This window comes from Allochromatium warmingii (genome assembly GCF_900107145.1).
In the GTDB taxonomy this organism is placed as follows: domain Bacteria; phylum Pseudomonadota; class Gammaproteobacteria; order Chromatiales; family Chromatiaceae; genus Thermochromatium; species Thermochromatium warmingii.
The window spans coordinates 17,787-44,700 of record NZ_FNOW01000025.1; the positions used below are offsets into that span (position 1 = coordinate 17,787).

Below are 26,914 nucleotides of genomic sequence, written 5' to 3' on the forward strand. Positions count from 1 at the left end.
TTAGCGAGGTCGCAACCCGATCACAGTCCGTAGGGTTCGCGGTACCAATCGCGCAGAATTTTCAGATCACGGGCGGGCAAATAATCATACGCACCCATCAGATCCGAATGCACCGCCTCAGCTAATTTATGTGAGACCGCCCGACTGGTGAGCATGTGGAAATACCAAGCGAAGGGATAACCGGCCTCGCGGTCAAAACCGTGAATCTGATTGGCAAGTTTGGCCCCGCGAGCGACTGCACCATCTGGCAGCGTCGGAATGCGCCCCGTGAGTGCGGATACCGGCTTGGCGCTCAAGCGCCCCTCGCCGTCACGATCCAGATATTCGCGGATCGCTAACACCCATTGATGACAAAATGACTCAGATTCGGCTGCTGAACTGCGATCCCAGTCGGCCAAAAAGCGTTTTAATGTCCGTCCGGCGTCGGGCGAGTCCATGAACTCGGCAATTGGCGTCAGCCGCCGAAACACAAAGCGCGGCGCACCAATCGGATCGGGCTGGAGACGCGGAAACTCAAACGGATCGACAAATTCGGCCAGCGTCTCGGGGAACCAATCGGGATCGGTCAAAGTGCGATCTAAGACTTCTTGCAGTTCTTCGATTTCGATTTGCACAAAATCCCGCGCCAATGGGCCGGTCGGTGCCACCAGATAATGTGTGCGCCCATTGAAGCGCGTAGCGAAATATTGGACATCGGCGAGCTTAAATAACAATTCGTCAACATCGCCACCGGATTCCGCCTCCGCCCAATCGGCCAGATGGTGCGCGATGCGCTGGCCATCGAGATCGACCACGCCGCCGAGTCGATGCCAACCGGAGCGCGTCAGCACCTGACGCAATTCTAGTTCGGGCAAGGCGGCCTGAATCGCGGCAAGCAGCATTTCCAGATCGGCACCGGCGGGCAGTTCCTGACAAAGCTGCGCCAGCCGCACGCTGGCTGTTGCTTCGGGAATGAGCATTTGCGTGGGCGCATCGTCAAGCATGGGCGCTGACCTCAGCTAAGAGCACGCCGGTTGCGCACGCGAGATCGCCGGTCAGGGTCAGGCAGTGGGCGCGGCCATCGACGAGATACAGATTAAAGTGTTCATCAGTTAAAAACGGCTCATCTGCGCCGAGTTCGTCGTCTAAGCAGGTACTAAAATGCAGTGGGCTAAACTGCTCGCGCAGTGCGGCCAACATCGGCGCATTCAGACCAGCGCGGCGAACGATGGCGGCAATCTGCTCGATCTGGATCGCTTCGATCATGCCTCGGCCTCGTCGCGCTCAAAGCGCACCCGCGCCTCCGGTGCATGGCCCATCACTTTGGCTAACCAGGGTGGCGCATGACCGGCGAGCACGCCTTGCAGCGCCTGCAACCGCTCGCGGATCGGGCCGCCAGCGGCATCTTTGATCGGGTGAATATCGCGCTTGACCACTTTTGCCGCTGCTGGGCCGCCGATGGACGCGACATAGAGCACCTGACAATCGGCAATCAAGCTGGCGCGATAGGCATTGCGGTCATCACCGGCTTGGGATTCATCGACCGAGCGCACATCGATCAAGCGCAGATCAGTTGCTGAAACCTGATAAATCAAAAACCGCCGAGCGGCCCCAAAATGGCCATCGAGGTCTTCGCCATGATCCGATGCACAGGCGACGCGGATTGAATCGGGCATATCGCCGTCGGCATAGGGTTCGACAGCGGGCGGCGGTTCGGCGGAATCGAGGCCCGCGCCCTGCAAAATCGCCAACGCGGCTTTGAGTTCCGCCTGATCGAGATGCGCCAATTCGCCATCTCCGGCCTGCTTTAAATCCTTCACACGCACAGCGGCGAGCCGCTCGGCACTCGGCGGCAACCCCACAAGATCGGCCAACACCCGCAGCAGACGCGCCGGATCGGTATCGGGCAACGTGCGTGCTGCCAAGCCGATGCGCAGTGCCATATCTTCGGTCAGCGTGGTGGTAGCCATTTGAATCTCCTGCCGCGTGGCGTGAGTTTAGTTGCGTTGAACCGCAAAGGCGCAAAGAGCACAAAGAAAAATATTAAAATTAAATATTAAAAAACTTTGTATTCTTTGCGCCTTTGCGGTTTGAAACAATTCAAATCATTCAAGCCGGAACGATACAGCCGTCTTCCATGCAGGCTTCCATGCACTGCGGCGTGCCGGGTTCACCGTCGCCTTCGCATTCACTGCACGTATTGGCGTCGATCTTATAAACGCCCTTAAAAGGCGTAATCGACATCGTCGGGCATACCGGCTCACAATCACCGCACGCAGTGCAGAGATCTTTAACGATTTTCAGCGCCATGAGTTATCTCCTGTATTGGGTTCATTCATCACCGCGCTTAAAGCGCAATGTTGTTGGAAAACTGGGCGGTGGGCTAATGGGATCGATATACCAGCGCGAACCATCGGTTAATACCACCTCACCGCCCCAAGTTTCCGGTGTATCAGTTTCTACAGAGGAGATCGTCTCCTCCATATCTTTTTTCGCGACGTAGAAGAGTAAGTCTCCGGCGTCGTTTTTGCGAATCATCACGTTGGGCATCGGAATCTCGCTTGGTCTGTAGTGCGGGTTTTTTTGAACCGCAAAGGACGCAAAGCACGCAAAGGATTTTTAAAAAATTATAAATAATCTTAGTGTGCTTTGCGCCTTTGCGGTTACAAACTTAAATTCCGACTCAGCGTACCAGATCGTAATTGAAGTCAGTCACGCCCATTTCGCGGGTCTCTTCGTCGAGACGCTCCAGCACTGCATTCACCAGCGTCGTCAGCATATACATTGCACCCTCATATCCCAAAGTGGTCATACGATGCAAATGATGACGGTCGAAAATCGGGAAACCGAGACGAATCAACGGCACCTCAAAGGCTTTACCCTTATGCAGCGTATCGCGCTGAATAAACTTGCCGTAGCTGTTGCCAATCAGGAAATCCGGCTTATCGGTAAAGCACAGCGAACGCAGGTGCCATAAATCTGCGCCGATATACACCGTCCCACCGGCACCATAGGGCGAACTGGCCAGCACTTTTTCAACTTCTTTTTTCCAACGCTTATTCGCGTGATTGCACAGAATATGCGTCGGTTCCGCGCCCAATTCGAGCAAGAACTTTGTCAGACCCAGCACAAAATCCGCATCACCATAGAGCGCGAATTTCTTACCATGTAACCAGGTATGGCTATCGGTCATCATATCGACCAAGCGCCCGCGCTCTTTGGTCAGAGATGCTGGAATTTCTTTACCAGTCAGGCGCGAAACCGTCATTAAAAACTCATCCGTCCATTCCAAGCCCATTGGAATATTGACGTGATTGACCGGATGCTTCCAAGTAATTTCAGCGAATTTCTTGGTTTTGGGCAACTGCCACGGCTGAAGCAGCAGTGTATCAATGGCATTGGGTGCGTCTTTCATTTCCGCAAGCGGCGTGCCACCGGCATACATGCGGAATTCGCCATCCGCCGGCGTATCCAGCACCTCAGTTGGATCGCACAGCAGGCTATAACCGACGCCCATTTCCTGCATCATGCGGTGCATGACGCGATAATTACCCAGATAGGTTTCAAATCCGGGCACAATGTTAATCTTGCCATTGGAGCCGACAACCTTGTCCTCCATCTGATTCAGCGTGAAATACCGCTGAATGCCCTCAAACATATTATCCCAGCCGGTGGTATGACTGCCGACAAAGCTCGGAGTATGGGCAAAGGGGGTCGGAAATTCCGGCGGAATATGCCCTTCTTTTTTAGCATTGCCGATAAAGGCATTTAAATCATCGCCGATGACTTCCGCCATACAGGTCGTCGAAACGGCAATACACTCCGGCTTATAGAGTGCTTTTGCATTTTCGAGACCATCAAACATATTTTTCTGACCGCCGAATACCGCTGCATCTTCGGTCATTGAGTCGGAAACACAGGCCACCGGCTCTTTAAAATGACGATTAAAATAGGTGCGGAAATAGGCTACACAGCCCTGTGAACCATGCACGTAGGGCAGGGTTTTTTCAAAGCCAAGTGCGCACAACACCGCACCGAGTGGCTGGCAGGCTTTGGCCGGATTGATGGTCAAGGCCTCACGCTTAAAATTCAGCTCCTGATATTCTTTGGTCGTCGTCCACGCAAAGGTTTCCTCGATTTTATCGAGTGCGGGGACTTCCTCGACCAATTCGCGCTTCTTGGCGAGGTTTTCGACATAATCCGCATCACAGAACAGCGGGTAGCAAGGCTTGATCTTTTCGACGGTCTGGCTCATGGGGATGCTCCGGCCGCGCCGCTAATTGGCGGACAACGACATCAGGTTAGGAATTCTGGAAATCAGTGTTTTTTTGAATCGCAAAGACGCAAAGAACGCAAAGTTTTTTTAAATTGTTTTTCACAATCTAGCTTTGTGCGCTTCGCGTCTTTGCGGTTTAAATTCCCGAATTAGGCGCTCGCGGCTGACTTTAACCAGGGTGCCTGTAATTGGCTCCAGCAAGGATTATTCACGGTCATGTCCATATCGCGGGCGAAGATGGCAAAGCCATCATAGCCATGATATGGGCCGGAATAATCCCAAGAGTGCATCTGGCGGAATGGAACGCCCATCTTTTGGAAGATGTATTTTTCCTTGATACCAGAGCCAATCAGGTCGGGCTTGACCTTTTTAACGAATTCCTCAAATTCGTAGCCGGTCACGTCGTCATAGAGCAAGGTCGCTTCGCCCATTTCTTTCATGGTGCGATCATAGTCGTCATTGTGGGCAAATTCATACCCAGTGCCGACTACTTCCATGCCTAAATCTTCATACGCGCCAACAACATGACGCGGACGCAGACCGCCGACATAGAGCATGACCTTTTTACCTTCCAGACGCGGACGGTATTTGGCAATGATGGCCTCATATTCGGCTTGGTATTTCGCGATGACTTGTTCGGCATTAGCCTGAATCGTCTCATCGAAGAATGCAGCGATTTTGCGCAGCGATTCGGCGATCTTGGTCGGGCCAAAGAAGTTATATTCCATCCACGGAATCCCGTACTTTTCTTCCATGAAGCGGCTGATGTAATTCATCGAGCGATAGCAGTGAATCAAATTGAGCTTGACTTTTGGGGTCAGCTCCATTTCTGACAGGGTGCCATCACCTGACCATTGTGCCACCACGCGCAAGCCCATTTCTTCAAGCAAAATGCGCGAGGCCCACGCATCACCGCCAATGTTATAGTCACCGATTACAGCGACATCATACGGGCCAGCTTCAAATGTAGTGTCGCCATCGCGGTTACCGATGACCCAATCACGAATGGCGTCATTCGCAATATGGTGGCCGAGCGATTGCGAGACACCACGAAACCCTTCGCAGCGCACTGGTACGATTGGCTTATTGAGTTCTTTGCCTTTCTTTTTTGAGACGGCTTCAATATCGTCGCCGATCAAACCAATCGGGCACTCAGATTGTACGCTGATGCCTTTAACCAGCGGAAACAGCGTATTGATTTCGTCGATGAGCTTTTCGAGCTTTTTATCACCGCCGAACACGATGTCTTTCTCCTGAAAGTCGGAGGTGAAATTCATCGTGCCAAAGACATTTACGCCCGTATGTCCGACGTAATAATTCCGCCGTCCAGCACGCGAATAGGCACCGCATCCAACTGGCCCATGTGAGATATGCACCATGTCTTTAATCGGCCCCCACACTACGCCCTTTGAACCGGCATAGGCGCAACCACGAATGGTCATTACACCCGGCTGGGATTTGCGGTTGGAGATGATGCACTTTTTCGATTGCTCGACCGAAGGATCATTGACGGCCAAATGTTTGGCGCGATCTTTCTTTGCTTTGTCTGGATAGGCTTCAAGCACTTCTTGAATGAGTGCTTGCGCTTCATCACGAGTCAATGTCGCCATTGGGGTTCTCCCGCCGTGCCGCCAATTCGCGGACGCCCGGCTTGAAAGTCAATCGTGTAATCAATTACGCTGTTTCAGGTACGCACGGCGTACCCGACGGCCTGTACTGGAATTAAGCGGTAGCAGCTTCTTCAGCAGCGGTTTTGCCGATGATGCTTTCGTCTTCGCCATCCATGAGGCCGAATTCCATCAGCAGATCTTCAAGCGCATCCATTGAGATCGGCGTCGGCACCACGAACATCTTGTTATCGATGATCTTTTGCGCCAGCGTGCGATATTCATCGGCTTGCTTGCATTTCGGGTCGTATTCGATCACCGTCATGCGGCGAATTTCAGCGCGTTGCACAACATTGTCACGCGGGACGAAATGAATCATCTGGGTGCCAAGCTGACGCGCCAATTCCATAATCAGCTCGTCTTCACGGGCGGTATTACGGCTGTTGCAAATCAAACCAGCCAGACGCACGCCGCCGGAGCTGGCGTATTTCACGATGCCTTTGGCGATGTTATTGGCAGCAAACATGGCCATCATTTCGCCGGAGCAAACGATGTAGATTTCTTGGGCTTTGTTTTCGCGGATCGGCATAGCAAAGCCGCCGCACACCACGTCGCCCAATACGTCATAGAACACGAAGTCCAGATCAGCCTCGTAAGCGCCTTCTTCTTCTAAGAAGTTGATGGCGGTGATAACGCCGCGACCAGCGCAGCCAACACCCGGCTCGGGGCCGCCGGACTCAACACACTTGATGTTGCCGTACCCGACTTTGAGCACATCTTCCAGTTCGAGGTCTTCCACCGAACCAGCTTCGGCGGCCATCTCCATGATGGTATTCTGTGCTTTGGAGTGCAGGATCAGGCGGGTGGAGTCAGCCTTCGGGTCACAGCCGACGATCATGACTTTCTTACCCTGTTCGGCCAGACCGGCCACCAGATTCTGCGTGGTGGTAGACTTGCCGATTCCGCCTTTACCGTAGATTGCGCATTGACGCATTGCCATGGGGATGCTCCTGTTGGTTCGCTGTGGCTGGGGATCGAATGAACAACTCACTCGCCAGCTCTCTAGCAGACACCATGCCAACGCGATTTTTGCTTGTATCAATCTGATTTGCTTCAACTTTTTTGATGCGAATTGCCGTCCGGGTGATAGTCGCATCCGCGACAAAGCTTTAGGGTCTGTATGGAGAACGACAGACAAACCCGACATGCGGCCGTGCCGCCACCGCCGACGCTGCCAGCAAGCGCCCGTCAGCCGATCAATCGCTGCAATCTGCCGGCGGTGATTTTGGGCAGCTTGAGTTTTCAGCGTCATCCGGTGGCGCTGGAGATCGATGGCATCCGCGATCTGCACGCCGGGTTATTTCAGATGCTCGACGGCCTGCCTGAGCCGCTGGATCGGGCGCAACGCTTTATGGATTACATGACGGTGCGATTTCTGCTCGACGAGCCGGAGGAAGCCGGATCGATGCCGAACGGGACTAAACCGGCGCGGATCAAGGCGAACTATCGGCGGTTGGTGCGCGGTTGGTCGTTCGATTCGGATGGACGTGAGGGCGCGGTGCTGAAACGCTGGGTTGAGAGCCGTTTTGGATTGCTGGCGCGGCATCATGCCGGTTCGCTGCTGGATCGCCACAGCGATGGCTATCAACGCTATTTATATGAAGGTTCACGTGGGCTGTATGCGACCAATGCACTTGAATCGCAGCTCGATTTGCTCTACGCCTATTGTCAATATGAATTAGTCCGCACCCAGCCGGAGCAAACGCATGTGTCGCTATATCGCGGAATTAACCGCATTGATGAGCATGAAATTCTCGAACGTGCCGACCGCTCGCGCTATCGGGTGCTGTTGAATAATCTCAATAGTTTTACCCGTGAGCGCGAACGCGCTGATGAATTTGGTGATTACATTCTCGAAGTCGCCGTGCCGCTGGCGAAAGTGTTTTTTTATAACCAGCTTTTACCCGGATTGCTACGGGGTGAAGATGAATATGTTGTCATCGGCGGGGTGTATGAGGTGCGGATGAGTACGTTGTGAATGGCTGTTAGCTATCAGCCGCCAGCTATCAGCTTCCAGCAATCAAAGCTGACCGCTCAACCCAATTATTTACGCATTTAGGATTACCGCTATGCTACGCTCGCTCGCCGACCGACTATTCATTACGCTGCAATATCTGATTCCGCAACGCTGGCTTTCGGAGCGCATGTATCAATTAGCACGGATTGAATGGCGACCGCTGAAAACTTTAATCATTCGCCAGTTTGCGCGTCATTATCAAATTGATATGCAGCTTGCGCAGCAACCCGATCTCGACGCCTATCCGCATTTTAATGCGTTTTTTACCCGTGCCATTCGGCCTGAGGTGCGCCCGCTTGATCCCGATCCGGCGGCAATTCTCTGTCCGGTTGATGGGGCGATCAGTCAAATTGGAACAATTACGGAAGATCAAATTATTCAAGCTAAAGGCCGTGATTATAGCGTCACCTCTTTATTGGCACTTGCGCCGGGTGAATTGCATCCATTTGCGGGCGGACGCTTTGCGACGATTTATCTATCGCCGCGTGATTATCACCGCATCCACATGCCGCTTGATGGGCGACTCGATCAAATGATTCATGTCCCCGGACAATTATTTAGCGTCAATGCGGTGACAGCCGCCGGTGTGCCGAATTTGTTTGCGCGGAATGAACGGCTGATTTGCCGCTTTGAAACCGCTGCTGGCCCAATAGCATTGATTTTGGTCGGGGCCATTTTTGTCGGTGGGATCGAAACTGTGTGGGCCGGTGAAGTCACCCCGCCTCATGCTGGCGGTGAGCCGCAACGCTGGGATTATGAAGTCGATGAACAGTGTATTCGCTTAGAACGCGGCGCGGAGCTGGGGCGGTTTAATCTCGGATCGACCGTGATTATGCTGCTGCCGCCCGGTCGCGCTGAGTGGGATGCGGGATTGAGCGTTGGGGAGCGCGTGCAGCTTGGGCAGCGTCTCGGCATCTGTCTCGCGCCATCCGAGAGCGGCGGATGACGGATTCGTTCATCGAAGCCGCCCCCGTCCGTTGCCGCTCGGGATGCGCCGCTTGCTGCATCGCTGCTTCGATCACCAGCGCGATTCCGGGAATGCCACACGGTAAACCCGCTGCGGTCGCCTGTGTGCAGTTGAATCCCGATCTAACCTGTCGGCTATTCGGCCAGCCAGAGCGCCCGCGTGTGTGCGGTTCGCTCAAGCCGAGTGTGGAGATGTGCGGCGCGGATCGTGCGCACGCGCTCGCGCATCTGGCTGAATTGGAGCGCCTGACGGCTCCGAACGTATCTTGAATCCGGCATCAGCGCCGTGACCGATAGATTAGCTCAAGGTTCGGCAAACGAAGCTGCAATTGCGGCGATGGGCGATGCGGATGACGCTGCGCACTATCGCGCTCTCGATCCGGTCGATAGGGACGCAGACCCGACGGCGGCGGGGGCAGAGGTTGGCGTTGATATTGGGTGTCAGGCGGGTTGAAATCGCGGCGTGTCCGCTCGCGGCACTGCGGGCGTTGATGTGGCGGAGCAGCCGACCAGCGCCGCGAACCATTCCGCACTGTCGTCGTACCGCGATCCTCACAAGCGCACGCGGCCAGCGCCGCCTGCTCGCGTTCACGCTCGGCTTCGCGTGCTGCTAACTCGCGCTTACGTTCCGCTTGACGCTGCCGCTCCTGCTGCAACTGGATTTCCGCCGCCCGCGCTAACTCACGCTGTAGCAGCCGTTCGCGCTGAATCTCATCACTGATGGCGATGGTCTGCGCCGCTCGGCTCTGCGCGTCGCGCTGCTCGCTCGCGCTCGGACGATGAATGTTGAGTTCGACCGCCTCAGCCGTTGGGCCGCAGGGTGCATCGGAGAACAGCGTTTGGCCAGCAGCATCCTGACAGCGATAGAGCGTGTCAGCCGCGACCTCGACGCTCAACAGCGCAGTAAGGACAAGGATAATCGTAACTGGGCGCATCGCGTGATTCGCTCCACTGTAGCGGCAGACTGACCCACGCATCCGGCGAGCGCCTGCTCAGGTTCGTGATATATTAGCCAATCATTTCAAACTAACGGCTCGTTCTGTCCACTTTGGCCGCGATGCCGTGCAAAGATTCAAATAACAACTGAGAACGGGGAGAGAACCGACGTATGTCCAAAAAACATCCTGTTGTCGCCGTCACTGGCTCATCCGGCGCTGGTACCACGACTGTTAAACGTGCTTTTGAGCATATCTTTCACCGCGACAATATCAGCGCAGCGGTGATCGAGGGCGATAGCTTCCACCGCTTCGACCGCGCCGCAATGAAAACCGAAATGGCCGCCGCCGCCCAGCGTGGTGAGAGCCTGAGTCATTTCGGCCCGGCAGCTAACCGCTTTGATTTGCTTGAAGAATTATTCCGCGAATACGGCGAGAGCGGCACCGGCAAAAAACGCTATTACATTCATAGCGATGACGAAGCGCACCAGCTCAATGCGCGGCTCGGCACGGCGCTCAATCCGGGTGAGTTCACCCCCTGGGAAGATGTTCCGGCTGGCACCGATCTGCTGTTTTATGAAGGGCTGCACGGGCTGGTAGTCACTGAAGAAAATAACGTCGCGCAGCATGTTGATTTAGGTGTTGGCGTGGTGCCGATTGTTAATCTGGAATGGATTCAAAAAATCCACCGCGATAATTTAGAGCGCGGTTATTCGGCTGAAGCGATTGTTGATACGATTATGCGCCGGATGCCGGATTATATCCGCTATATCACGCCGCAATTCTCGCTCACTGATATTAACTTCCAGCGCGTGCCGACGGTTGACACCTCTAATCCGTTTATTGCCCGCGATATTCCGACACCGGATGAAAGTTTTGTCATCATCCGCTTCAAAGATCCGGAAAAGCTCGAAATCGACTTCCCGTATTTACTGGCGATGATCCATGATTCATTCATGTCGCGCCGTAATTCGATGGTTGTGCCCGGCGGCAAGATGGGCTTTGCAATGGAAGTTATCTTACAGCCGATCATTGAACGCATGATGGATGCGCGGCGCGTTTAATCGATTGGAAATACAGTAGACAGGATTAACAGGATGAATCAGGATTTACAGAATTATTTATAAATTTATTTATAAATCTTGTAAAATCCTGTGAATCCTGTCAAATCTTGTTAATCCTGTCTAAATTAACGCGACTGCTCATGCGCGGCAATCACGCGCAAAAATCCCGCCCCAAATCGCGCCAGCTTCATTTCCCCCACCCCAGGCAATCGACCTAATTCGACCAGCGTGCGTGGCCGTCGCTCTAGCATTGCTTTTAAGGTCGCATCATTAAAAATCACATAGGCCGGCACATCCTGCTCTTGCGCCAGCGCGAACCGATGCGCCCGCAATGCCTGCCACAATGCCGCATCCGCTGGATCGCTCGGCCCGCTGCTACGCGGAGCGCGGGTTTTGTCACGACTGCGCTGACGCTCAGGATCGCGCCGCAGTTGAATCGTGCATTCATTGCGTAACAGCGGCCGCGCCGCTTCGGTCAAACGCAGTGCGCCATGCCCTTCGATGTCCACCGCAACCAGCCCAGCGGCCACCAGTTGCCGATACACTGAACGCCAATTCTCAGCGGTCATGGTGCGGCCGTCGATGCGCTGCCCGATGCCGAAGGTGCTCACGCGGTCGTGACCAAAGCGGCGGATGCGCTCGTTCGCTTTGCCCAGCAGCACATCCGTCAGATAAGCACTACCGAAGCGTTGACCAGTGCGATGAATACAGGACAAGGCTTTACGCGCCGCGTCGGTGCCGTCCCAGGTCTCGACCGGTTCTAAACAGGTGTCACAGTTGCCACACGGCTGTTCTAGCGTCTCGCCAAAATAATGCAGCAACACCTGCCGCCGACAGTGCGCGGTTTCGCAAAAGCCGAGCATCTGATCGAGTTTATGCAGCTCGATGCGCTTAAAGCGTTCGTCGGCTTCGGATTCCTCGATACGGCGGCGCTGCATCACCACATCGCTCAGACCATAGGTCATCCACGCATCGGCTGGCAGCCCATCGCGGCCTGCGCGTCCGGTTTCTTGATAATAGGATTCGAGACTTTTGGGCATATCCAGATGCGCCACACAGCGCACATCGGGTTTATCAATGCCCATGCCAAAGGCAATGGTCGCCACCATGACTAGCCCTTCTTCACGCAGAAAACGCAGTTGATGCGTGCGGCGCGTGTCCGCTGGCAAGCCGGCGTGATAGGCCAGCGCCTTAAATCCCTGGGTTTGCAGATAGAGCGCGGTTTCCTCGACGCGCCGCCGCGCCGAACAGTAGACGATTGCGGCGCTTTCGGGATGCTCGCGGCGCAAAAAATCACGCAGTTGCTGACGCGGATTAGCTTTTTCGACCACGCGATAGCGGATATTCGGACGGTCAAAACTGGCGACAAATAGCCGCGCTGCTTCGAGCCGCAGTTGCGCGATGATCTCATTGCGCGTTGGGGTGTCGGCGGTCGCGGTGAGCGCGATGCGTGGCACCTGCGGCCAGCGTTCATGCAGACAGTTGAGCTGGATATATTCGGGGCGAAAATCATGGCCCCATTGCGAGACGCAGTGCGCCTCGTCAATTGCAAAGAGCGCGATGTCGATGCTCTCCAAGAGAGCCAGACAGCGATCCGTGAGCAGGCGTTCTGGGGCGATATAAAGCAGATCGAGCGCACCGGCACGTAGCGATCGCTCCACAGCACGGGCTGCGCCCAGTTCTAAGGATGAATTGAGAAATGCCGCCCGCACGCCAAGCTGCTGCAAGGCATCGACCTGATCTTGCATCAGCGCAATCAGCGGCGAGATAACAACAGCGGTGCCTGGACGGAGCAGCGCCGGAATCTGATAACAGAGCGATTTGCCGCCGCCAGTGGGCATGAGCACCAGCGCATCGCCACCGCCGAGCAGATGATGAATGATGTCAGCCTGAGCGCCGCGAAACTGGTCATAGCCGAACACGCGGCGGAGCAGTTCACGCGGCGCATCGGGCATCGGGTTAAATCTGCACGCCGAGGGTTTTGAGTTGACGGCGCACGATGGGATCGGTGCGATTTTTTGAGGTCGCCGCCTTCATAAACACCACCACGCGGTCGATGTCGCGGATGACACCAAGCAGGGTTTGACCCTCGGGATAGTGTTTGATGAGCGACTCAAAGGCCAGCTCCATCAAGGTTTCATCGGCGCGGGCAATGCCGACGGCATAGGCGATGTGGCAGACAAATCCGGGATGACGGTAATGCAGGCGGGTGGCAAAACGCCGCCAAGATTCGATCCAGCCCTCCCATTCGACTTCGGAGACGCTCTGACGACTGGTGCGCAAAAACAGCACGATCTTAACGAACTCCGCTTGCCAGGCCCAGGGCTTGGCGTGGGCTTCGCTGCGCAGGCGCTCGACGACGCGCCCGTGATACTGCTGGCAATGGTCGCACTGATAATAAATTGCCAGCGCATAGGCGATGAACTCGCGGTCGAGTTCGCTAAGGGTGAAGGGGTCGGACTCCCCGGGCGCACCGGAAAAGGTGTGGGCGTGCAATTCGTTGAGCACGTCGTTGAAGGGTTGCCCCTGAATGGATGCGCGTACCGCCTGACTAGCCAAGATAAACCTCGAATTGAAAAACAGGTGAGATGACAGGCGCGGATGCTACGCATGAGAGCGGTGACTGGCAACTGTGAATCGCTTGGGCGTGAATTATTGAAAACCGCAAAGGCGCAAAGGACACAAAGATTAGAGTTGTTCCAGATGATAACCTGTTGATTTCTAAGAAATTCTGAAGTTCCAAAGTCCAGCAGAAAGCCGGAAGAATTGATCGACAATTGAGTTTGAGTGGTTTCTAATTCGATGCACCAAGCAGTACATGTGCTTCATCCCACCGATGGCATGCTCAACAGCGATGCGTAGCTGAGCATGTTTTCGATTCTCTTTTTTCTGTTTTTGAGTGAGTTTGGGATTAGGGTTATTTTTTGACTTACGTGGTGTTTTATGAGGTAACTGTTCCGTCCCGTGGGATTATATTCCGAAAAGGAGCTATCCTTTGTTCCAAGCCCGCGAGGCACTGCGCACACTCAGTGATGAGCTGAGGACGACCAAGCGGCGACTGCCGACGACACCATCCGCGACCTGAGGGAACATCTCATCATGAATCTGAACCTACATCGCAACGCCCGCACCACGCCCGCGATTCGTCAGGAGCTACGCGAGTCCACGAAGTCAGAGCGCGAACTGGCACGCGTGTACAACTTGAATCGTGCCACGGTGCGCAAATGGCGTCGGCGCGCAACTGGTGAGGATGCGTCGCACCGCCCGCATCGGATTCGCGCCACGCTGAGCCCAGTGCAGGAGCAGGTGGTAGTGACGCTGCGCCGAACCCTGCTGCTGCCGTTAGACGATCTGCTAGCGGTCACCCGCGAGTTCATCCATCCAGCCGTCTCGCGGTCGGGCCTAGATCGCTGTCTGCGCCGCCACGGCGTCTCCAATCTCAGCGCCTTGATTCCGCAACCGGAAGGCGAAGCCAAGCCGGTCAAAACCTTCAAGGACGACGCACCAGGGTTTGTCCACATCGATGTCAAATACCTGCCGCAGATGCCAGACGCGGCGGCACATCAATACCTGTTTGTCGCCATCGACCGCGCCTCGCGCTGGGTTTATGTCGAAATCCTGCCCGAGAAAACCGCCGCCAACGCCCGCGATTTCCTGCGGCGTCTGGTCGAAAAAGCCCCGTTCACGATTGAGAAGATCCTCACCGACAACGGCAAGGAATTCACTGATCGCTTCTGCGCCACCGGCGAACGTGAACCGACTGGACGCCATCTCTTCGACCAAGGCTGTGCCGATCACAGCATCGAACACCGCCTCACTGCCCCCCGTCATCCGCAGACCAACGGCATGGTCGAACGCTTCAATGGGCGCATTGCCGAGGTGCTCGCTACCACCCGCTTTGATTCCTCCCAGAACCTAGCCGACACCCTCAACGGCTACGTGCGGTTATACAATCATCAGATCCCGCAGAAGGCGCTCGGACACATCGCGCCGATTCAAGCACTCAAGGACTGGCAACAACAATGCCCCGAACGCTTCAAAAAGCGTGTCTATAATCTCGCGGGACTTGACACCCCGCTGCTTTCGCCACCGCCTGTTCCATCATCGGTTTTAACTCGCCGTTGGCGTGCAATTCGAGCGTAATATCACAGCCGCCGATTAACTCGCCGTCGATATAAATTTGCGGAAAGGTTGGCCAATCAGCAAAACGCGGCAGATGCTCGAAAATTTCCGGATCTTGCAGCACGTTGACATAAGCAAAGGGCACTTCGCACTGTTGCAAGGCTTGCACGGCCCGCGTTGAAAATCCGCATTGCGGAAATTGTGGCGTGCCCTTCATATAAATCACCACCGGATTGCTTTTGACCTGCTCGCCGATGCGTTCCAAAATATCCATCTCATTCACCGTTGTATTGACAGTTGCGTGGTGTGAAATCAGACAGGATTAACAGGATATTTCAAGATTGACAGGATTTTTTAATTTAAAAAAATCCTGTTTATCCTGAGTAATCGTGTGAATCCTGTCTAAATTGATGTTAATCAACATGCCGCTGTAACCATAATTCTAGCAGCGCCAGATGCCAGAGTTTATTGCCCTGAATGCGCGTGTGGTGCAGGTCGGGCGCAGCTAAAAGCTGATCGAGATAGGCTTGACGATACAGCCCGCGCTCGCGGCTGGCACGCGAGGTCAGGGCATCGCGCATCATTTCCAAAAACGGCCCACGTACATATTTGAGCGCCGGCATCGGAAAATAGCCCTTCGGTCGGTCGATCACCGCATCCGGCAGCAACCCCCGCGCCAGCGCCTTGAGCGGATATTTGCCGCCATCGCGCAGCTTGAGTTCCGGCGGACAGCGGGCGGCCAGTTCGACAAGCTGATGATCGAGAAACGGCACCCGCGCTTCGAGTCCCCACGCCATCGTCATGTTATCGACGCGCTTGACCGGATCATCAACAATCAGTGTCGTGACATCGAGTCGCAACACCGCATCCATCAAGCTATCCGCGTTCGGTTCGGCCAGCCGCTCGGCGATTAGCGCCGAGGTGTAATCTTCACCCGTGCCGGCGTAATCCGCGCCAATCAGCCGCTGATATTCGGCGTGATCGCGGTCAAAATAATGCTTGGCGAAGCGTTCCAGCGGCGTGCCGTCGGTCTCGGCCATCATGCGCGGATACCAGAAATAACCGCCGAACACCTCATCTGCGCCCTGCCCCGATTGCACGACCTTGATTTCGCGTGAAACCTGCTCGGCGAGCAGATAAAACGCCACCGCATCCTGACCGAACATCGGTTCGGCCATCGCGTCAATGGCCTCAGGTAGGCGCGTGAGCACCTGCGCATTGGGCACGAGGAACTTGCAGTGGCGCGTGCCGGAGTGCGCGACGACCAGATCCGAGTATTCAAATTCGCTGCCCGCTTCTTCGGGCGTGTCCTCAAAGCCAACCGAGAAGGTGCGCAGATCGGCAACGCCCGCTTCCGCGAGCAAGGCGACCAGCAAACTAGAATCCAGCCCGCCGGAGAGCAGCACGCCGACCGGCACATCCGCGACCTCACTGCGAATTTTGACCGCGTGCCGGAGCGCGGCGTGAATCGCTTCGAGCCATTCGCCTTCAGATAATGGCGACGCCGGACGTTGCGCCGTCAGCCGCCAATAGGCTTGCTCGGTCTGCCGCCCGTCGGCTTCGATCAACCGCCAATGGCCGGGCGCGAGCTTGCGCACTCCCTGCAAAATGGTGCGCGGTGCCGGAACCACCGCATGAAGTGTGAACAGATGATGGAGCGCGACCGGATCCAGTGCTGTCTCCACGCCCCCAGCGGCGAGCAAGGCTTGCGGATTGGAGGCAAAGCGCAGTGTGTGCGCGGATTCTGACCAATACAGCGGCTTGATACCGAAGCGATCTCGCGCCAAAAACAATGAACGCCGATTCGCATCCCAGACGGCAAACGCGAACATCCCGTGCAGCCGCTCGACGCACGCCGTTCCCCAAGCGTGCCAAGCTTTGAGAATAACTTCGCTGTCACCTTCGGAAAAAAAGCGATAGCCCGCGCCCTCTAGCTCGCGGCGCAGCGCCCGATAGTTGTAAATCGTGCCGTTAAACACCAGCGCCAGCCCCAATTCGGCATCAACCAGTGGCTGATTGGAGCGCACCGACAGATCAATAATCGCCAATCGCCGATGTCCGAACGCCAGCGCCCCATCGCTATAACTGCCGCCATGATCGGGGCCGCGCCGCGTTAATTGGGCCATCATGCGCCCAATCGCCTCCAGATCGGCTGGCGCACCATCGCGCCGCAGTTCGCCACAGATTCCGCACATATCCGTTCATCTCCCGCTACATCATCGCTATCGCTGGCCTAGAGCATAGCCGAATCGCTCGCCGGAGATGGTTGCAAAATCGGCGCGTTGGCCGCATGGTGACGGTGCATTCAAACACTGACCGAACAACTATTACGCAACCTTCAATTCGGGAGACTGCACGCCCATGACCCACGTTCTGCCCGCTCTGCCCTACGCCAACAACGCGCTCGAACCGGTGATCTCGGCTGAGACCATCGAGTATCACTACGGCAAGCATCATCAGACCTATGTCACCAATCTCAACAATCTGATTAAAGACACCGAGTTTGCTGACATGAGTTTGGAGGACATCGTGCTCAAGTCCTCCGGCGGCATTTTTAACAACGCCGCGCAGGTCTGGAACCATACCTTTTATTGGAATTGCCTCAGCCCCAGCGGTGGCGGTGCGCCGAGCGGGGCGCTGGCGGCGGCAATCGACGCCAAATTCGGCTCATTCGACGAATTTAAAAAGCAATTCGCGCAATCTGCGGTAACCAATTTTGGTTCCGGCTGGACTTGGCTGGTGAAAAACGCCGACGGTTCGATTGAGATTTTCAACACCTCGAATGCCGGCACGCCGCTAACTGCGGGCAAAACCGCGCTCTTAACCGTCGATGTCTGGGAACACGCCTATTACATTGACTATCGCAATGCCCGTCCAAAATATCTCGAAAGCATCTGGGAGAAGGTCAACTGGGCGTTTGTTGCGGCCAATTACGCCGATTAAAACCCGCGCAGTGCCACGGCGATCCTTGTCAAGCGCCTAAATATCGCGCTATATTCGCCCACTTCGCCTTATACACAGAGGCGGTTTCCCCTGTGGGATAACCGCCTTTTTTATTTTTATTGCACGCTCAATCGGGATCATCCCCGATGAGCAAAACCTGATGGGCAGAACCTGATAGCCCAGCCGGTAGACAGCCGGCCCGATTCCAACCTAAAACCAGACACGGAGGAAGCGAGACGGGAGGCCGCATCGCGCTGGGCGCGGTGTAGTCTCCCTCCCCGTCAATCAAGCGGACGGGGTTCTCGCGCAAGACCGATGAGCGAACCCTTGATGGCCACCTACAATCGCCTACCCGTCACCTTCGACCGGGGTGAGGGCGTTTGGCTCTGGGATACGGACGGACGGCGTTATCTGGACGCGCTGGCCGGTATCGCCGTTTGCGGTTTGGGTCATGCCCATCCCGCTGTGCGCGAGGCCCTGTGCGACCAAGCCGGGCGCTTGATTCATACCTCCAACCTCTACGGCGTGGTCGAGCAGGAGCGTCTTGGGGCGCTGCTGACCGCGCAAGCGGGCATGGATCGCGTGTTCTTCGCCAACTCCGGTGCCGAGGCGAACGAAGCGGCCATTAAGCTGGCGCGGCTCCATGCCCATCGGCGCGGCATCGAGAATCCAGCGATTCTGGTCGCCGAGCACAGCTTCCACGGGCGCACGCTGGCGACACTCTCCGCCACCGGCAACCGCAAGGTGCAAGCTGGATTCGAGCCGCTGGTGCAGGGGTTTGTGCGCGTGCCCTATAACGATCTCGATGCCATTGAGACCGCCGCGACCAACCGCCCCAATATCGTCGCCATTCTGATCGAGCCAATTCAGGGCGAAGGCGGCATTCGCGTGCCGTCTGACGACTATCTCAACCGCCTGCGCGAGATCTGCGACCGCTCCGGCTGGCTGCTGATGCTCGATGAAATTCAAACCGGTATCGGGCGCACTGGGCGCTTATTTGCCTTCCAGCACAGTGAGATTCAGCCCGATGTGGTCACGCTCGCCAAAGGGCTGGGCAACGGGGTGCCGATTGGCGCGTGCTTGGCGCGAGGCGCAGCAGCCGAAGTCTTTTCGCCTGGGTCACACGGCTCGACCTTCGGCGGCAATCCGCTCGCCTGTCGCGTCGGGCGGGCGGTGCTGGAGACGCTGCTTGCAGAGAATCTGATCGACGCTGCTGGCGTTCAGGGTGAATATCTGCTCACTGCCCTGCGCAGCGCACTCGGCGCGACGCGGGGCGTGGTCGAGATTCGCGGACGCGGCCTCATGCTGGGCATTGAACTCGACCGCCCGTGTGCGGCGCTCGTCGGTCAGGCGCTGGAAGCAGGTGTGCTGATTAACGTCACCGCCGAGCGGGTGATTCGGTTGCTGCCGCCGTTGATTATCGACCGCGCTCAGATCGACACACTCGTGGCGACCCTCACCGGACTGATTCACGGCTTTTTAGGCGACGCCTGAAAACGACCAGCGCGAGACCTCCCCCGATGGCCCATCAACAGACACACTGCCGGCACTACCTCTCGCTGCTCGATCTGAGCCGCGACGAGGCCCGCACCCTGATTGCCCGCGCCACTGAACTCAAGCGGCTGCGTGCCGCCGGCCACTCCTTCACGCCGCTGGCTGGACGCACGCTGGCGATGATTTTTGAAAAATCCTCAACCCGCACCCGCGTCTCGTTTGAGGCCGGCATGGTGCAGCTTGGCGGTCACGCGCTCTTTCTCTCGCCGCGTGATACCCAGCTCGGACGCGGCGAGCCGATTGAGGACAGTGCGCGAGTGATTTCGCGCATGGTCGATGCGGTGATGATCCGCACCTTTGAGCAGCAAACCGTCGAGATTTTTGCCGCGCATTCACAGGTTCCAGTGATTAACGGTCTGACCGACCGCTGTCATCCGTGCCAGATGCTCGCCGATTTGCAGACATTTTATGAACATCGCGGCGAGATTCAGGGCAAGTGTGTAGCCTGGATTGGTGATGGTAACAATATGTGCCATTCGTTCATGGAAGCCGCGCAACTGTTTGATTTTGAACTGCGCGTGGCCTGTCCCGAAGGATTCGAGCCAGACGCCGCGCTCGTGGCCGCGTGCGCCGGGCGCTGCACGATTGTGCGCGATCCTCATGCCGCGGCAGCCGGTGCGCATTTGATTGCGACCGATGTCTGGGCCAGCATGGGCCAAGAGGCGGAGCAAGAACGACGCAAGGCGGCGTTTGCTGCCTATCAAGTCACGGATGCGTTGATGGATCGCGCCAGCGCGGATGCGATTTTTATGCACTGTCTCCCCGCGCATCGCGGCGAGGAAGTGGCCGCGTCAGTGATCGACGGCCCGCGTTCGGTGGTCTGGGATGAGGCGGAAAATCGACTTCATGCCCAAAAAGCACTGCTCGAATTTTTGATTCCGCATTGAGTTGACATCCTCGCCGCTCTGAAGAACGGCGATTCTTACGGTACTCAGGCGGCAATCGTCTGAGTCGTTTCGCTTTTGCATCCCGCACGATCATGTACCGCACAGAAGTTATCCTGTGTTCCTCGCCCGCGAGGTTCTCCTATTAAATTATTTAATACTGTAATTCAAGCGCATCTTCGGTATAGTTCGAAATCAATCTAAAATGTACACACTTTTGTACGCGAGGTTCGACGCCTTATGTTGCATGCGTACGCTAAATCGAGCGGTCGGTATCGATTGTCGCTGCTCACCGTCCTCATACTGCTCATGACTGCCGGTTGCGCAATGCAGCCCAAGCCAGTCACCTCGGATGAAGTTGCCGCTCGCGCCGCTGCCGATCAAGCCAAAATCTACGCCAATCAAGAGCCGATCCGTGCACCGATTCGGTTTGAAGATGCCGTAGCGCGGGCACTGAAATACAACTTAGATTATCGTCTCAAGCTGATGGAATCGGCGCTGGCCTCCGGTCAGGCGCAGTTTGTGACCTACGACATGCTCCCCAGTCTGCTGGCCTCAGCAGGCTATGTATCGCGCAACAACTATTACGTTACTGATAGCGTCGATATCGACACTGGTCAGGTGCTGCTGTCAAACACAACGTCACAAGAAAAAAATCGCCAAATTGCCTCCGCTGCGCTGACCTAGGATGTGCTCGATTTTGGCGTCAGCTACTACCGTGCCCGCCAAAAAGCGAATGAACTGTTGATGGCCGAAGAGCGCCGTCAGCGCGTGATTCAGAACATCTTGCAGGATGTGCGTGTGTCCTATTGGCGGGCGCTGGCCGCGCAGGAGCTGGAGCAGCAAACGCGCCAGCTACATCTGAAAGCACAGCAGGCACTGGAGATGTACCGCCGTGCCGAACGCGAAGGAGTCGCGCCGCGCAAAGAGACGCTCGATGCGCAGCGGGCGATGCTCGATGCTGTGACGCTATTGTCGCAGCGTGAACAAGATTTAGAAATCGCCAAGCGCGAATTGGCGGCGCTGATGAGCATCCCGCCCAACACACCTTTTAGGCTCGCTGACCGGCTCGATCAGCGCCTGCCGCCGCTGCCAACGAACGCTCGCACACTTGAAGATCTCGCATTGCGCAATCGCCCTGAACTGCGCGAAGAGGACTATAAAGCGCGGATCACAGCTGACGATATCCGAGCGCGGTTTCTATCATTTTTTCCAAGTTTGAGTCCAAGTGTCACGCTGCAATACGATTCTAATACCTACAACCGTAATCAGGATTGGATCGACTCTGGGCTGCAAATTGGCTTCAATTTGTTGAAATTGCCAGCGTTGCCCGCAGCAAAACGTGTGAATGACGCGCAAGTTAAGGTCGATGATGCACGGCGCATGGCGCTGTCGATGGCAATTCTGACGCAAGTACGGGTGGCCCTCGAACGCTATCGCTTGGCGCTGCATGCCTATGAACTGGCGCAGCAATCGCAGGCACTGGATACGCGCTTGGCTAATCACGCCAAAGCGAGTCTGCAAGCACAAACCGGCGGTGAACTCGATGTTATCCGTGCCAACACTCGTGCGCTCAATTCCGACTATGCGCTCTACAGTGCCTTTGCGAGTGCGCAATCAGCGTATGGGCGGATTTACAACTCGGTTGGGTTGGCAGTGCTGCCAGCGACGCTCAAACCTGAGCTGTCGCTGACTGAACTCGCCGAGGTGGTGGCAACGCATGTCTCGCAGGTGCAGCGTGCCACGCTCCCTGAAACGCTCTGATCCGCTGAGGAATGCGCCATGTTTTCTATGCTCCAGATGATGCAGCGAATGCAGACCCGCATACTGCAATACGTAGTAGGACATGCGCAGCCGCAATTGTCGTGGCGTGCGTTCCTCGGCCTGCTGCTGTTGCTACCGACATTGACGGCCGCAGATGAGACCGCGTCACCGTCATCGCAGGACGCCACCAGCGCCTCAGCAATCGTAGCGCCAATCGCTGACAACACAGACGCCGTTAACCCTGAACATCAAGTGCGTGTGTTACTCGCCCCAGCATAGGAAACGACGCTGGCCAGTCCAATGGCCGGGCGCTTAACAGCACTCGCTGTCGGCTTAGGCGAGCGTTTTGCTGCCGGTGCGACGTTAGCGCGTTTTGATTGCGCCGAACAGCAAGCACGGCTTGATATGGCTACTGCCGAGCGCGCCGCTGCGCAGGCTACGCATGAGGCTAAGCGCCGAATGCAGGAACTCAAGCAGGCGGGTAAAGTTGAGGTGGCGTTGGCTGCTGGCGCACTGGAAAAGGCTCAAGCGCAGGTCAAGCTGCTACGGGTGCAACTGGAATACTGCTCGCTCAAAGCCCCCTTTGCTGGGCGCGTGGTGAAGCTTGCCGCCAAAGCGTATCAAAGCGTCGCAGTCGCCCAGCCGCTGCTAGAAATTGTCAGTGATGGCCCGCTGAAACTGCGCGTCAATGTTCCGGCACGCTGGGTCAACTGGCTACAACCGGGCGCACGCTTTGACGTGATGATCGACGAGACCGGCAAACGCTATCCAGCGCAGGTGAGCACGCTGAATGGGCGGATTGATGCTGTCAGTCAAACTGTCGAAATCGAAGCCAAAATGCTCAATCACGCGCCCGAACTGCTGCCCGGGATGAGCGGCACGGCGCAGTTTCATCCGTCGCTGAGTCCGTCACCGAATCCGTCGAGCTGATGTGGCCACGTCCACGGCACCCGATCTCAACTGGCCGCTGCTGGTCAGTCTGCAACAGCAGGCGCTAACGGCTACCGACAGCCAGACGCTGAGTTTCACCATCGCCAATGACACCTGGCATCTGGTTTCCTATCGTCAGGCGCTGGTGTTTGTCAACGATGCGCTAGAGCGTCCGCGTTTGCGTGCCGTGTCGGGTCTCATCAGCGTGCTCGACGACACGCCTTTTACGCTCTGGGCCGGGCAGGTCGGTGCCCATTTAGCGCGGGTCGCGGCGACGCAGTCTGCGGTGTTTACTGCACACGATCTGCCAGATGCTTTACACGCTGATTGGGGCGAATGGTGGGAAGCGCACGCGCTCTATCAACCGCTGCTTACCCCAGCCGGGCAGATGCTCGGTGCCGTGATCTATGTTCGGGATGCACCCTGGACAGCGCCCGAACGCGATGCATTGACGCAGCTGCATGTGCAGTACGCCTATTGCCTCGCGCATGTGCAGCGGCGCATCGGCCTGCTGGCACGATGGCGAGCGCAACGCTGGCGGATGCTGTGGTGGGGGGTGCTGGCGCTGCTACTGGTAGGCGTGGCCGCGATTCCGGTGCGCCTGTCGGCGCTGGCTCCGGGGGAAATCATCGCCTTGCAATCTGAAGTTGTCGCCGCGCCGATGGAGGGGGTGATTCGGAATGTGCATGTGCGACCTAATCAGCCAGTAAGCGCCGGGCAGCGACTCTTTTCACTCGATGATACAACGCTGCGTAATCGGCTTGATATTGCCCGCGAAGCCCTCGCTGTTGCGGAAACTGAGGCGCTCAAAGCCGAACAAAAAGCCTTCGATCATTTTGATAGCAAAGCCGAATTAGCTGCCTTACGCGGTCATGTGCGTGAAAAACAAGCTGAAGTTTTATATATCGAAGCATTACTCGGTCGCGTGGAAATAACCGCCCCGCACGCTGGAGTATTGATTTATGGCGATCCGAATGATTGGCTGGGTAAACCTGTTGTTACTGGCGAACGTATCGCCCAATTAGCCCAGCCGAATGCATTAGGCGTATTGATTTGGTTGCCAGTCAATGACGCAATTGCCTTGCAGCTCGGTGCGCTGATTCGCGTTTATTTACAAGTGTCGCCTTTAGATGCGCTGGAGGCTGAATTGATCCAGACTAGTTATCAGGCGACGCTTTCACCCGAAGGAATTGCCGCGTACCGTCTACGCGGGCGGCTGCAAACGGCGGAACCAGTGCATATTGGTTTGCGCGGCGTGGCAAAAATTTACGGCGAATCCCAGCCGCTGTTGTATTGGATTCTGCGTCGTCCATTGGGCGCATTGCGCCAATGGGTTGGTATATAGCGGCTGACTGTAACCAATTCCGGCGCTATTATGTTAACGTTCAATCCGGCCTTGGCGCTGATTGCTAAACCAGCCGCAGCAGCTTTACCGCCATTGCGCGAAGATTTAAAGCTCTTTGCTGTAGGTACGAATCGTGACGGCTCACCGGCTTGGGTGATTCAAGATCCGATCTCGAATGCGTTTTATCGCATTGGTTGGTTAGAATTTGAATTGCTGGCGCGGTGGGATTTGGCAAACCCTGAAGCGATTTTAGCCAGCACGCACGCCGAAACATTATTAGACCCTAGCCGCGATGAATTAGCACATCTACACGCATTTTTATTACAGCATCAATTACTTGAACAGCGCGATCCTGCCTATAAACAGGCGCTTATCACACGCTTACGCGAACAGCGCACTAACCGCGTCAAATGGCTGATTCATAATTATCTGTTTTTTCGCCTGCCGCTGCTCTATCCCGCACAGACATTGCAGCGGTTACTGCCCTGGCTGAGTTGGATTTTTTCACGCACAACTGTATTGATTGTATTGCTGCTTGGTGTAATTGGTTTAGCACTTACAGCACGTCAATGGGATGTTTTTACTTCAAGCTTTGTTGATACGCTCTCTCCGAGCGGTATTTTTGGCTATTTAATTGCTTTAGCGATTACCAAAAGTCTGCATGAACTCGGTCACGCGCTGACTGCAACGCTCTATGGTTTGCGAGTGGCGCACATGGGCATTGCTTTCGTGGTGATGTGGCCAATGCTCTATACTGATACTGGCGAAGCTTGGCGATTAGCGCAATCCCGCCAGCGGTTGGCGATTGCGTCGGCGGGTATTCTCACTGAACTGGCCATTGCCGCATTCGCAACGCTGGCGTGGAATTTAACCGATGATGGCGATTTGAAGCAGGCGCTGTTTTTTTTAGCGACAACCTCCTGGGTGTTATCGCTGGCGCTGAATGCCAGTCCCTTCATGCGCTTTGATGGTTATTTTATTCTGTCAGATTGGCTTGATTTGCCGAATTTGCATGAACGTGCGTTCGCCCTTGCGCGGGTTGCATTGCGTAACACACTCTTTGATTTTGGTGATCCCGATCCCGAATACTTTGCACCCAGCCGTCGTCGAGCGTTAATTGTCTTCGCTTGGTTGACATGGCTGTATCGTTTAATTGTTTTTATTGGTATTGCGGTTGCTGTTTATCTCTTGTTTTTTAAGCTTCTCGGCCTCATCTTGTTTGCCATTGAGTTGCTCTGGTTTATATTATTTCCAATCTGGCGCGAGCTAACTGTGTGGCATCAACGTCGAGCCGAAATTCGCCTCAGTCGCCGAGTTTTTTGGCTCGTCTTGATTGCCGGTTTAATGCTGTTAGCCGTCTGGCCGTGGCAAACAGTGGTACATGGCCCAGGTTATGCACATCCTGAACAGATGCACGCGATCTATAGCCCGCTACCGGCGCAATTACTCGCCGCGCCGCCGGAATTAGGTGCCGTCACAGCCGGTCAATCGTTGTTTGTATTAGAAGCACCGCACCGGAGTCAACTTATCGCGCTCAATTAGCGGCGGTTTCGGCAGCGGCTTTAACTGAACAATTACGCGGTTTGCGTGGATTAGACAGCGGTGAAGAATATCGTGCGGCGCTAGAACGCCAACGAGCGCTGCATTTAGCCGAACAGCGAGCGCAACAAGATGAACGGGCGCGTTTGATTTTAACGGCTCCGTTTGCCGGTCAGCTTGTGGATATCGATCCCGAATTAGCGGCGGGCGTGTGGGTTAATCCACAAACAGCATTAGCTTGGCTGATTGCGTCGGATGCGTGGCAGGTCGAACTCTTTGTCGATCAGGATGATCTGGCACGAATTGAATTAGGCGCGGATGTGCGCTTTTATATTGAGGGTGAGGCATTATATCCGATGCGCGGACAGGTTATTGATATTGCCACAACGCGCACGGCGGCGCTGCCATTGGATTTGCTGTCTTCGGAGCATGGAGGCCCGATTCCGTTGATTCCAAATGCGACCGCACCGACCCCACGCGATGCGCTCTATCGTATTCGGGTGGCGCTGGCTGATCGACCACGCACCTAGTGCGTGTTGCGTGGTGTCGGTGTTATCAGCGGACGCCCGGAAAGTTGGTTGCTTAATACCCTAAGAGGCTGTCTAAAAACTAAACTATTGATTTTGAAGTAGATTTTTTCGAGAATATGGCAAATTTTGCGAGTTAATTAACATCACTCATATCGTGAATATGACTTCAGAAAAAAACTCTTCGCCAAAATATCCAAGCGATATCTCCGATGAAGAATGGGAGATTGTCGAAAAAATTTTCGAAGAACTTGAGCCTTATACAACAGGCCGCCCAAGATCAAGTGATCTACGCGAAATCTTGAACGCTATCTTTTATTTAAACAAAACAGGTTGTCCGTGGCGTTATCTCCCAAATGATTTTCCATCTTACAAACTGGTTAACTATTACTACAATAAGTG

General features: G+C 55.6%; 29 protein-coding genes and 1 pseudogene. 16 read left to right on the forward strand and 14 right to left on the reverse strand.

The features are described 5' to 3' along the window. Positions 1-20 precede the first annotated feature (20 nt). The 8 genes from BLW10_RS08730 to nifH all read right to left on the reverse strand — a co-directional run bounded on the left by BLW10_RS08730 (position 21) and on the right by nifH (position 6,862). Positions 21-983, reverse strand: a complete 963-nt coding sequence (locus BLW10_RS08730; protein ID WP_091333967.1) for a hypothetical protein — start codon at positions 981-983, stop codon at positions 21-23. Continuing rightward, positions 976-1,245 (reverse strand): DUF6129 family protein, encoded by a 270-nt coding sequence (locus BLW10_RS08735; RefSeq protein ID WP_091333968.1) that lies wholly within the window; start codon positions 1,243-1,245, stop codon positions 976-978. Before BLW10_RS08735 ends, BLW10_RS08730 begins: the two co-directional genes overlap by 8 nt. Next, positions 1,242-1,949 carry a dinitrogenase iron-molybdenum cofactor biosynthesis protein gene (locus BLW10_RS08740; RefSeq protein ID WP_091333970.1) on the reverse strand — a complete coding sequence of 236 codons (708 nt, stop codon included), beginning with the start codon at positions 1,947-1,949 and terminating at the stop codon, positions 1,242-1,244. Before BLW10_RS08740 ends, BLW10_RS08735 begins: the two co-directional genes overlap by 4 nt. A gap of 139 nt (positions 1,950-2,088) precedes the next feature. Next, positions 2,089-2,289: a 4Fe-4S binding protein gene (locus BLW10_RS08745; RefSeq protein ID WP_091333972.1), complete on the reverse strand. Its 201-nt coding sequence runs from the start codon at positions 2,287-2,289 to the stop codon at positions 2,089-2,091. A gap of 21 nt (positions 2,290-2,310) precedes the next feature. Beyond that, a complete protein-coding gene (nifT, locus tag BLW10_RS08750) occupies positions 2,311-2,529 on the reverse strand; it encodes a putative nitrogen fixation protein NifT (protein ID WP_091333973.1) in 219 nt (72 codons plus the stop codon). 133 nt (positions 2,530-2,662) lie between these two features. After that, the gene (gene nifK, locus BLW10_RS08755; RefSeq protein WP_091333974.1) at positions 2,663-4,234 is read right to left on the reverse strand and encodes a nitrogenase molybdenum-iron protein subunit beta; all 1,572 of its coding nucleotides are present in this window, start codon (positions 4,232-4,234) and stop codon (positions 2,663-2,665) included. Between the two features lie 170 nt (positions 4,235-4,404). Then, positions 4,405-5,865, reverse strand: a complete 1,461-nt coding sequence (gene nifD, locus BLW10_RS08760) for a nitrogenase molybdenum-iron protein alpha chain (protein ID WP_091333976.1) — start codon at positions 5,863-5,865, stop codon at positions 4,405-4,407. Between the two features lie 112 nt (positions 5,866-5,977). Next, a complete protein-coding gene (gene nifH / locus BLW10_RS08765) occupies positions 5,978-6,862 on the reverse strand; it encodes a nitrogenase iron protein (protein ID WP_091333977.1) in 885 nt (294 codons plus the stop codon). A 180-nt stretch (positions 6,863-7,042) separates the two neighbouring features. On the opposite strand from nifH, the gene BLW10_RS08770 reads away from it, so the two are divergent. The 3 genes from BLW10_RS08770 (at position 7,043) to BLW10_RS08780 (ending at position 9,175) form a co-directional block, all read left to right on the forward strand. Continuing rightward, positions 7,043-7,900, forward strand: coding sequence for an NAD(+)--dinitrogen-reductase ADP-D-ribosyltransferase (locus tag BLW10_RS08770; RefSeq protein WP_091333979.1), 858 nt, complete (start codon positions 7,043-7,045; stop codon positions 7,898-7,900). A gap of 91 nt (positions 7,901-7,991) precedes the next feature. Beyond that, positions 7,992-8,885: an archaetidylserine decarboxylase gene (asd, locus tag BLW10_RS08775; RefSeq protein ID WP_091333980.1), complete on the forward strand. Its 894-nt coding sequence runs from the start codon at positions 7,992-7,994 to the stop codon at positions 8,883-8,885. Beyond that, entirely contained in the window at positions 8,882-9,175 is a 294-nt protein-coding gene (locus tag BLW10_RS08780; RefSeq protein ID WP_091333982.1) for a YkgJ family cysteine cluster protein, read from the forward strand. The genes asd and BLW10_RS08780 overlap by 4 nt, the downstream gene beginning before the upstream one ends. A gap of 8 nt (positions 9,176-9,183) precedes the next feature. Here BLW10_RS08780 and BLW10_RS08785 read toward each other — a convergent pair whose 3' ends face one another. Beyond that, positions 9,184-9,840 carry a DUF4124 domain-containing protein gene (locus BLW10_RS08785; protein WP_177169032.1) on the reverse strand — a complete coding sequence of 219 codons (657 nt, stop codon included), beginning with the start codon at positions 9,838-9,840 and terminating at the stop codon, positions 9,184-9,186. 173 nt (positions 9,841-10,013) lie between these two features. On the opposite strand from BLW10_RS08785, the gene BLW10_RS08790 reads away from it, so the two are divergent. Further along, positions 10,014-10,904, forward strand: coding sequence for a phosphoribulokinase (locus BLW10_RS08790; RefSeq protein WP_091333985.1), 891 nt, complete (start codon positions 10,014-10,016; stop codon positions 10,902-10,904). A gap of 125 nt (positions 10,905-11,029) precedes the next feature. Here BLW10_RS08790 and recQ read toward each other — a convergent pair whose 3' ends face one another. From recQ to BLW10_RS14535, 3 genes and pseudogenes are all read right to left on the reverse strand, one after another. Beyond that, complete coding sequence (recQ, locus tag BLW10_RS08795; RefSeq protein WP_091333986.1) at positions 11,030-12,859, reverse strand: DNA helicase RecQ; 1,830 nt, start codon at positions 12,857-12,859, stop codon at positions 11,030-11,032. A gap of 4 nt (positions 12,860-12,863) precedes the next feature. Continuing rightward, on the reverse strand, positions 12,864-13,463 hold the full coding sequence (locus BLW10_RS08800) for a hypothetical protein (protein WP_091333987.1): 600 nt from the start codon (positions 13,461-13,463) through the stop codon (positions 12,864-12,866). Between the two features lie 162 nt (positions 13,464-13,625). Next, positions 13,626-13,820 (reverse strand): annotated as a pseudogene (locus tag BLW10_RS14535) (transposase family protein); the annotation flags it as partial. A gap of 183 nt (positions 13,821-14,003) precedes the next feature. Between BLW10_RS14535 and BLW10_RS08810 the strand changes: the two are divergent. Next, the gene (locus BLW10_RS08810; RefSeq protein ID WP_091333990.1) at positions 14,004-15,047 is read left to right on the forward strand and encodes an IS481 family transposase; all 1,044 of its coding nucleotides are present in this window, start codon (positions 14,004-14,006) and stop codon (positions 15,045-15,047) included. On the opposite strand, the gene grxD is transcribed toward BLW10_RS08810, so the two are convergent. Both grxD and BLW10_RS08820 read right to left on the reverse strand, forming a co-directional pair. Then, positions 14,941-15,300, reverse strand: a complete 360-nt coding sequence (grxD, locus tag BLW10_RS08815; protein WP_091333992.1) for a Grx4 family monothiol glutaredoxin — start codon at positions 15,298-15,300, stop codon at positions 14,941-14,943. The genes BLW10_RS08810 and grxD overlap by 107 nt on opposite strands. 139 nt (positions 15,301-15,439) lie before the next feature. Next, positions 15,440-17,221, reverse strand: a complete 1,782-nt coding sequence (locus tag BLW10_RS08820) for an N-acetylglutaminylglutamine amidotransferase (RefSeq protein WP_091333994.1) — start codon at positions 17,219-17,221, stop codon at positions 15,440-15,442. Positions 17,222-17,387: 166 nt separating this feature from the next. Between BLW10_RS08820 and BLW10_RS08825 the strand changes: the two genes are divergently transcribed. The 11 genes from BLW10_RS08825 to BLW10_RS08875 form a co-directional block, all read left to right on the forward strand. Then, positions 17,388-17,969 carry a superoxide dismutase gene (locus BLW10_RS08825; protein WP_091333996.1) on the forward strand — a complete coding sequence of 194 codons (582 nt, stop codon included), beginning with the start codon at positions 17,388-17,390 and terminating at the stop codon, positions 17,967-17,969. A 315-nt stretch (positions 17,970-18,284) separates the two neighbouring features. Beyond that, entirely contained in the window at positions 18,285-19,463 is a 1,179-nt protein-coding gene (locus BLW10_RS08830) for an aspartate aminotransferase family protein (RefSeq protein ID WP_091333997.1), read from the forward strand. Positions 19,464-19,489: 26 nt separating this feature from the next. Then, entirely contained in the window at positions 19,490-20,410 is a 921-nt protein-coding gene (argF, locus tag BLW10_RS08835; protein ID WP_091333999.1) for an ornithine carbamoyltransferase, read from the forward strand. Between the two features lie 324 nt (positions 20,411-20,734). Then, positions 20,735-21,094, forward strand: coding sequence for a hypothetical protein (locus BLW10_RS08840; protein WP_177169033.1), 360 nt, complete (start codon positions 20,735-20,737; stop codon positions 21,092-21,094). A 3-nt stretch (positions 21,095-21,097) separates the two neighbouring features. Further along, the gene (locus BLW10_RS08845; protein ID WP_091334002.1) at positions 21,098-22,171 is read left to right on the forward strand and encodes a TolC family protein; all 1,074 of its coding nucleotides are present in this window, start codon (positions 21,098-21,100) and stop codon (positions 22,169-22,171) included. Between the two features lie 18 nt (positions 22,172-22,189). Beyond that, positions 22,190-22,450, forward strand: coding sequence for a hypothetical protein (locus BLW10_RS08850; RefSeq protein WP_091334004.1), 261 nt, complete (start codon positions 22,190-22,192; stop codon positions 22,448-22,450). Between the two features lie 9 nt (positions 22,451-22,459). Beyond that, positions 22,460-23,101, forward strand: a complete 642-nt coding sequence (locus tag BLW10_RS08855) for an efflux RND transporter periplasmic adaptor subunit (protein WP_281241132.1) — start codon at positions 22,460-22,462, stop codon at positions 23,099-23,101. 1 nt (position 23,102) lies between these two features. Further along, complete coding sequence (locus BLW10_RS08860; protein WP_091334008.1) at positions 23,103-24,446, forward strand: efflux RND transporter periplasmic adaptor subunit; 1,344 nt, start codon at positions 23,103-23,105, stop codon at positions 24,444-24,446. A gap of 30 nt (positions 24,447-24,476) precedes the next feature. Then, positions 24,477-25,988 carry a site-2 protease family protein gene (locus BLW10_RS08865; protein WP_091334010.1) on the forward strand — a complete coding sequence of 504 codons (1,512 nt, stop codon included), beginning with the start codon at positions 24,477-24,479 and terminating at the stop codon, positions 25,986-25,988. A 41-nt stretch (positions 25,989-26,029) separates the two neighbouring features. Beyond that, entirely contained in the window at positions 26,030-26,515 is a 486-nt protein-coding gene (locus tag BLW10_RS08870) for an efflux RND transporter periplasmic adaptor subunit (RefSeq protein WP_177169034.1), read from the forward strand. 160 nt (positions 26,516-26,675) lie between these two features. Further along, a partial coding sequence (locus tag BLW10_RS08875; RefSeq protein ID WP_143117043.1) for a transposase occupies positions 26,676-26,914 on the forward strand: 239 nt, incomplete at its 3' end.

Coding starts and splice junctions, on each gene's coding strand:
- BLW10_RS08825 (WP_091333996.1), top strand. CDS start 17,388: ATGACCCACGTTCTGCCCGCTCTGCCCTACGCCAACAACGCGCTCGAA.
- BLW10_RS08730 (WP_091333967.1), bottom strand. CDS start 983: ATGCTTGACGATGCGCCCACGCAAATGCTCATTCCCGAAGCAACAGCC.
- BLW10_RS08735 (WP_091333968.1), bottom strand. CDS start 1,245: ATGATCGAAGCGATCCAGATCGAGCAGATTGCCGCCATCGTTCGCCGC.
- nifK (WP_091333974.1), bottom strand. CDS start 4,234: ATGAGCCAGACCGTCGAAAAGATCAAGCCTTGCTACCCGCTGTTCTGT.
- nifH (WP_091333977.1), bottom strand. CDS start 6,862: ATGGCAATGCGTCAATGCGCAATCTACGGTAAAGGCGGAATCGGCAAG.
- BLW10_RS08745 (WP_091333972.1), bottom strand. CDS start 2,289: ATGGCGCTGAAAATCGTTAAAGATCTCTGCACTGCGTGCGGTGATTGT.
- grxD (WP_091333992.1), bottom strand. CDS start 15,300: ATGGATATTTTGGAACGCATCGGCGAGCAGGTCAAAAGCAATCCGGTG.
- BLW10_RS08740 (WP_091333970.1), bottom strand. CDS start 1,949: ATGGCTACCACCACGCTGACCGAAGATATGGCACTGCGCATCGGCTTG.
- BLW10_RS08770 (WP_091333979.1), top strand. CDS start 7,043: ATGGAGAACGACAGACAAACCCGACATGCGGCCGTGCCGCCACCGCCG.
- BLW10_RS08780 (WP_091333982.1), top strand. CDS start 8,882: ATGACGGATTCGTTCATCGAAGCCGCCCCCGTCCGTTGCCGCTCGGGA.
- BLW10_RS08810 (WP_091333990.1), top strand. CDS start 14,004: ATGAATCTGAACCTACATCGCAACGCCCGCACCACGCCCGCGATTCGT.
- BLW10_RS08840 (WP_177169033.1), top strand. CDS start 20,735: ATGCAGCCCAAGCCAGTCACCTCGGATGAAGTTGCCGCTCGCGCCGCT.
- BLW10_RS08830 (WP_091333997.1), top strand. CDS start 18,285: ATGAGCGAACCCTTGATGGCCACCTACAATCGCCTACCCGTCACCTTC.
- BLW10_RS08820 (WP_091333994.1), bottom strand. CDS start 17,221: ATGTGCGGAATCTGTGGCGAACTGCGGCGCGATGGTGCGCCAGCCGAT.
- BLW10_RS08865 (WP_091334010.1), top strand. CDS start 24,477: ATGTTAACGTTCAATCCGGCCTTGGCGCTGATTGCTAAACCAGCCGCA.
- BLW10_RS08790 (WP_091333985.1), top strand. CDS start 10,014: ATGTCCAAAAAACATCCTGTTGTCGCCGTCACTGGCTCATCCGGCGCT.
- argF (WP_091333999.1), top strand. CDS start 19,490: ATGGCCCATCAACAGACACACTGCCGGCACTACCTCTCGCTGCTCGAT.
- BLW10_RS08785 (WP_177169032.1), bottom strand. CDS start 9,840: ATGCGCCCAGTTACGATTATCCTTGTCCTTACTGCGCTGTTGAGCGTC.
- asd (WP_091333980.1), top strand. CDS start 7,992: ATGCTACGCTCGCTCGCCGACCGACTATTCATTACGCTGCAATATCTG.
- BLW10_RS08850 (WP_091334004.1), top strand. CDS start 22,190: ATGTTTTCTATGCTCCAGATGATGCAGCGAATGCAGACCCGCATACTG.
- nifT (WP_091333973.1), bottom strand. CDS start 2,529: ATGCCCAACGTGATGATTCGCAAAAACGACGCCGGAGACTTACTCTTC.
- nifD (WP_091333976.1), bottom strand. CDS start 5,865: ATGGCGACATTGACTCGTGATGAAGCGCAAGCACTCATTCAAGAAGTG.
- recQ (WP_091333986.1), bottom strand. CDS start 12,859: ATGCCCGATGCGCCGCGTGAACTGCTCCGCCGCGTGTTCGGCTATGAC.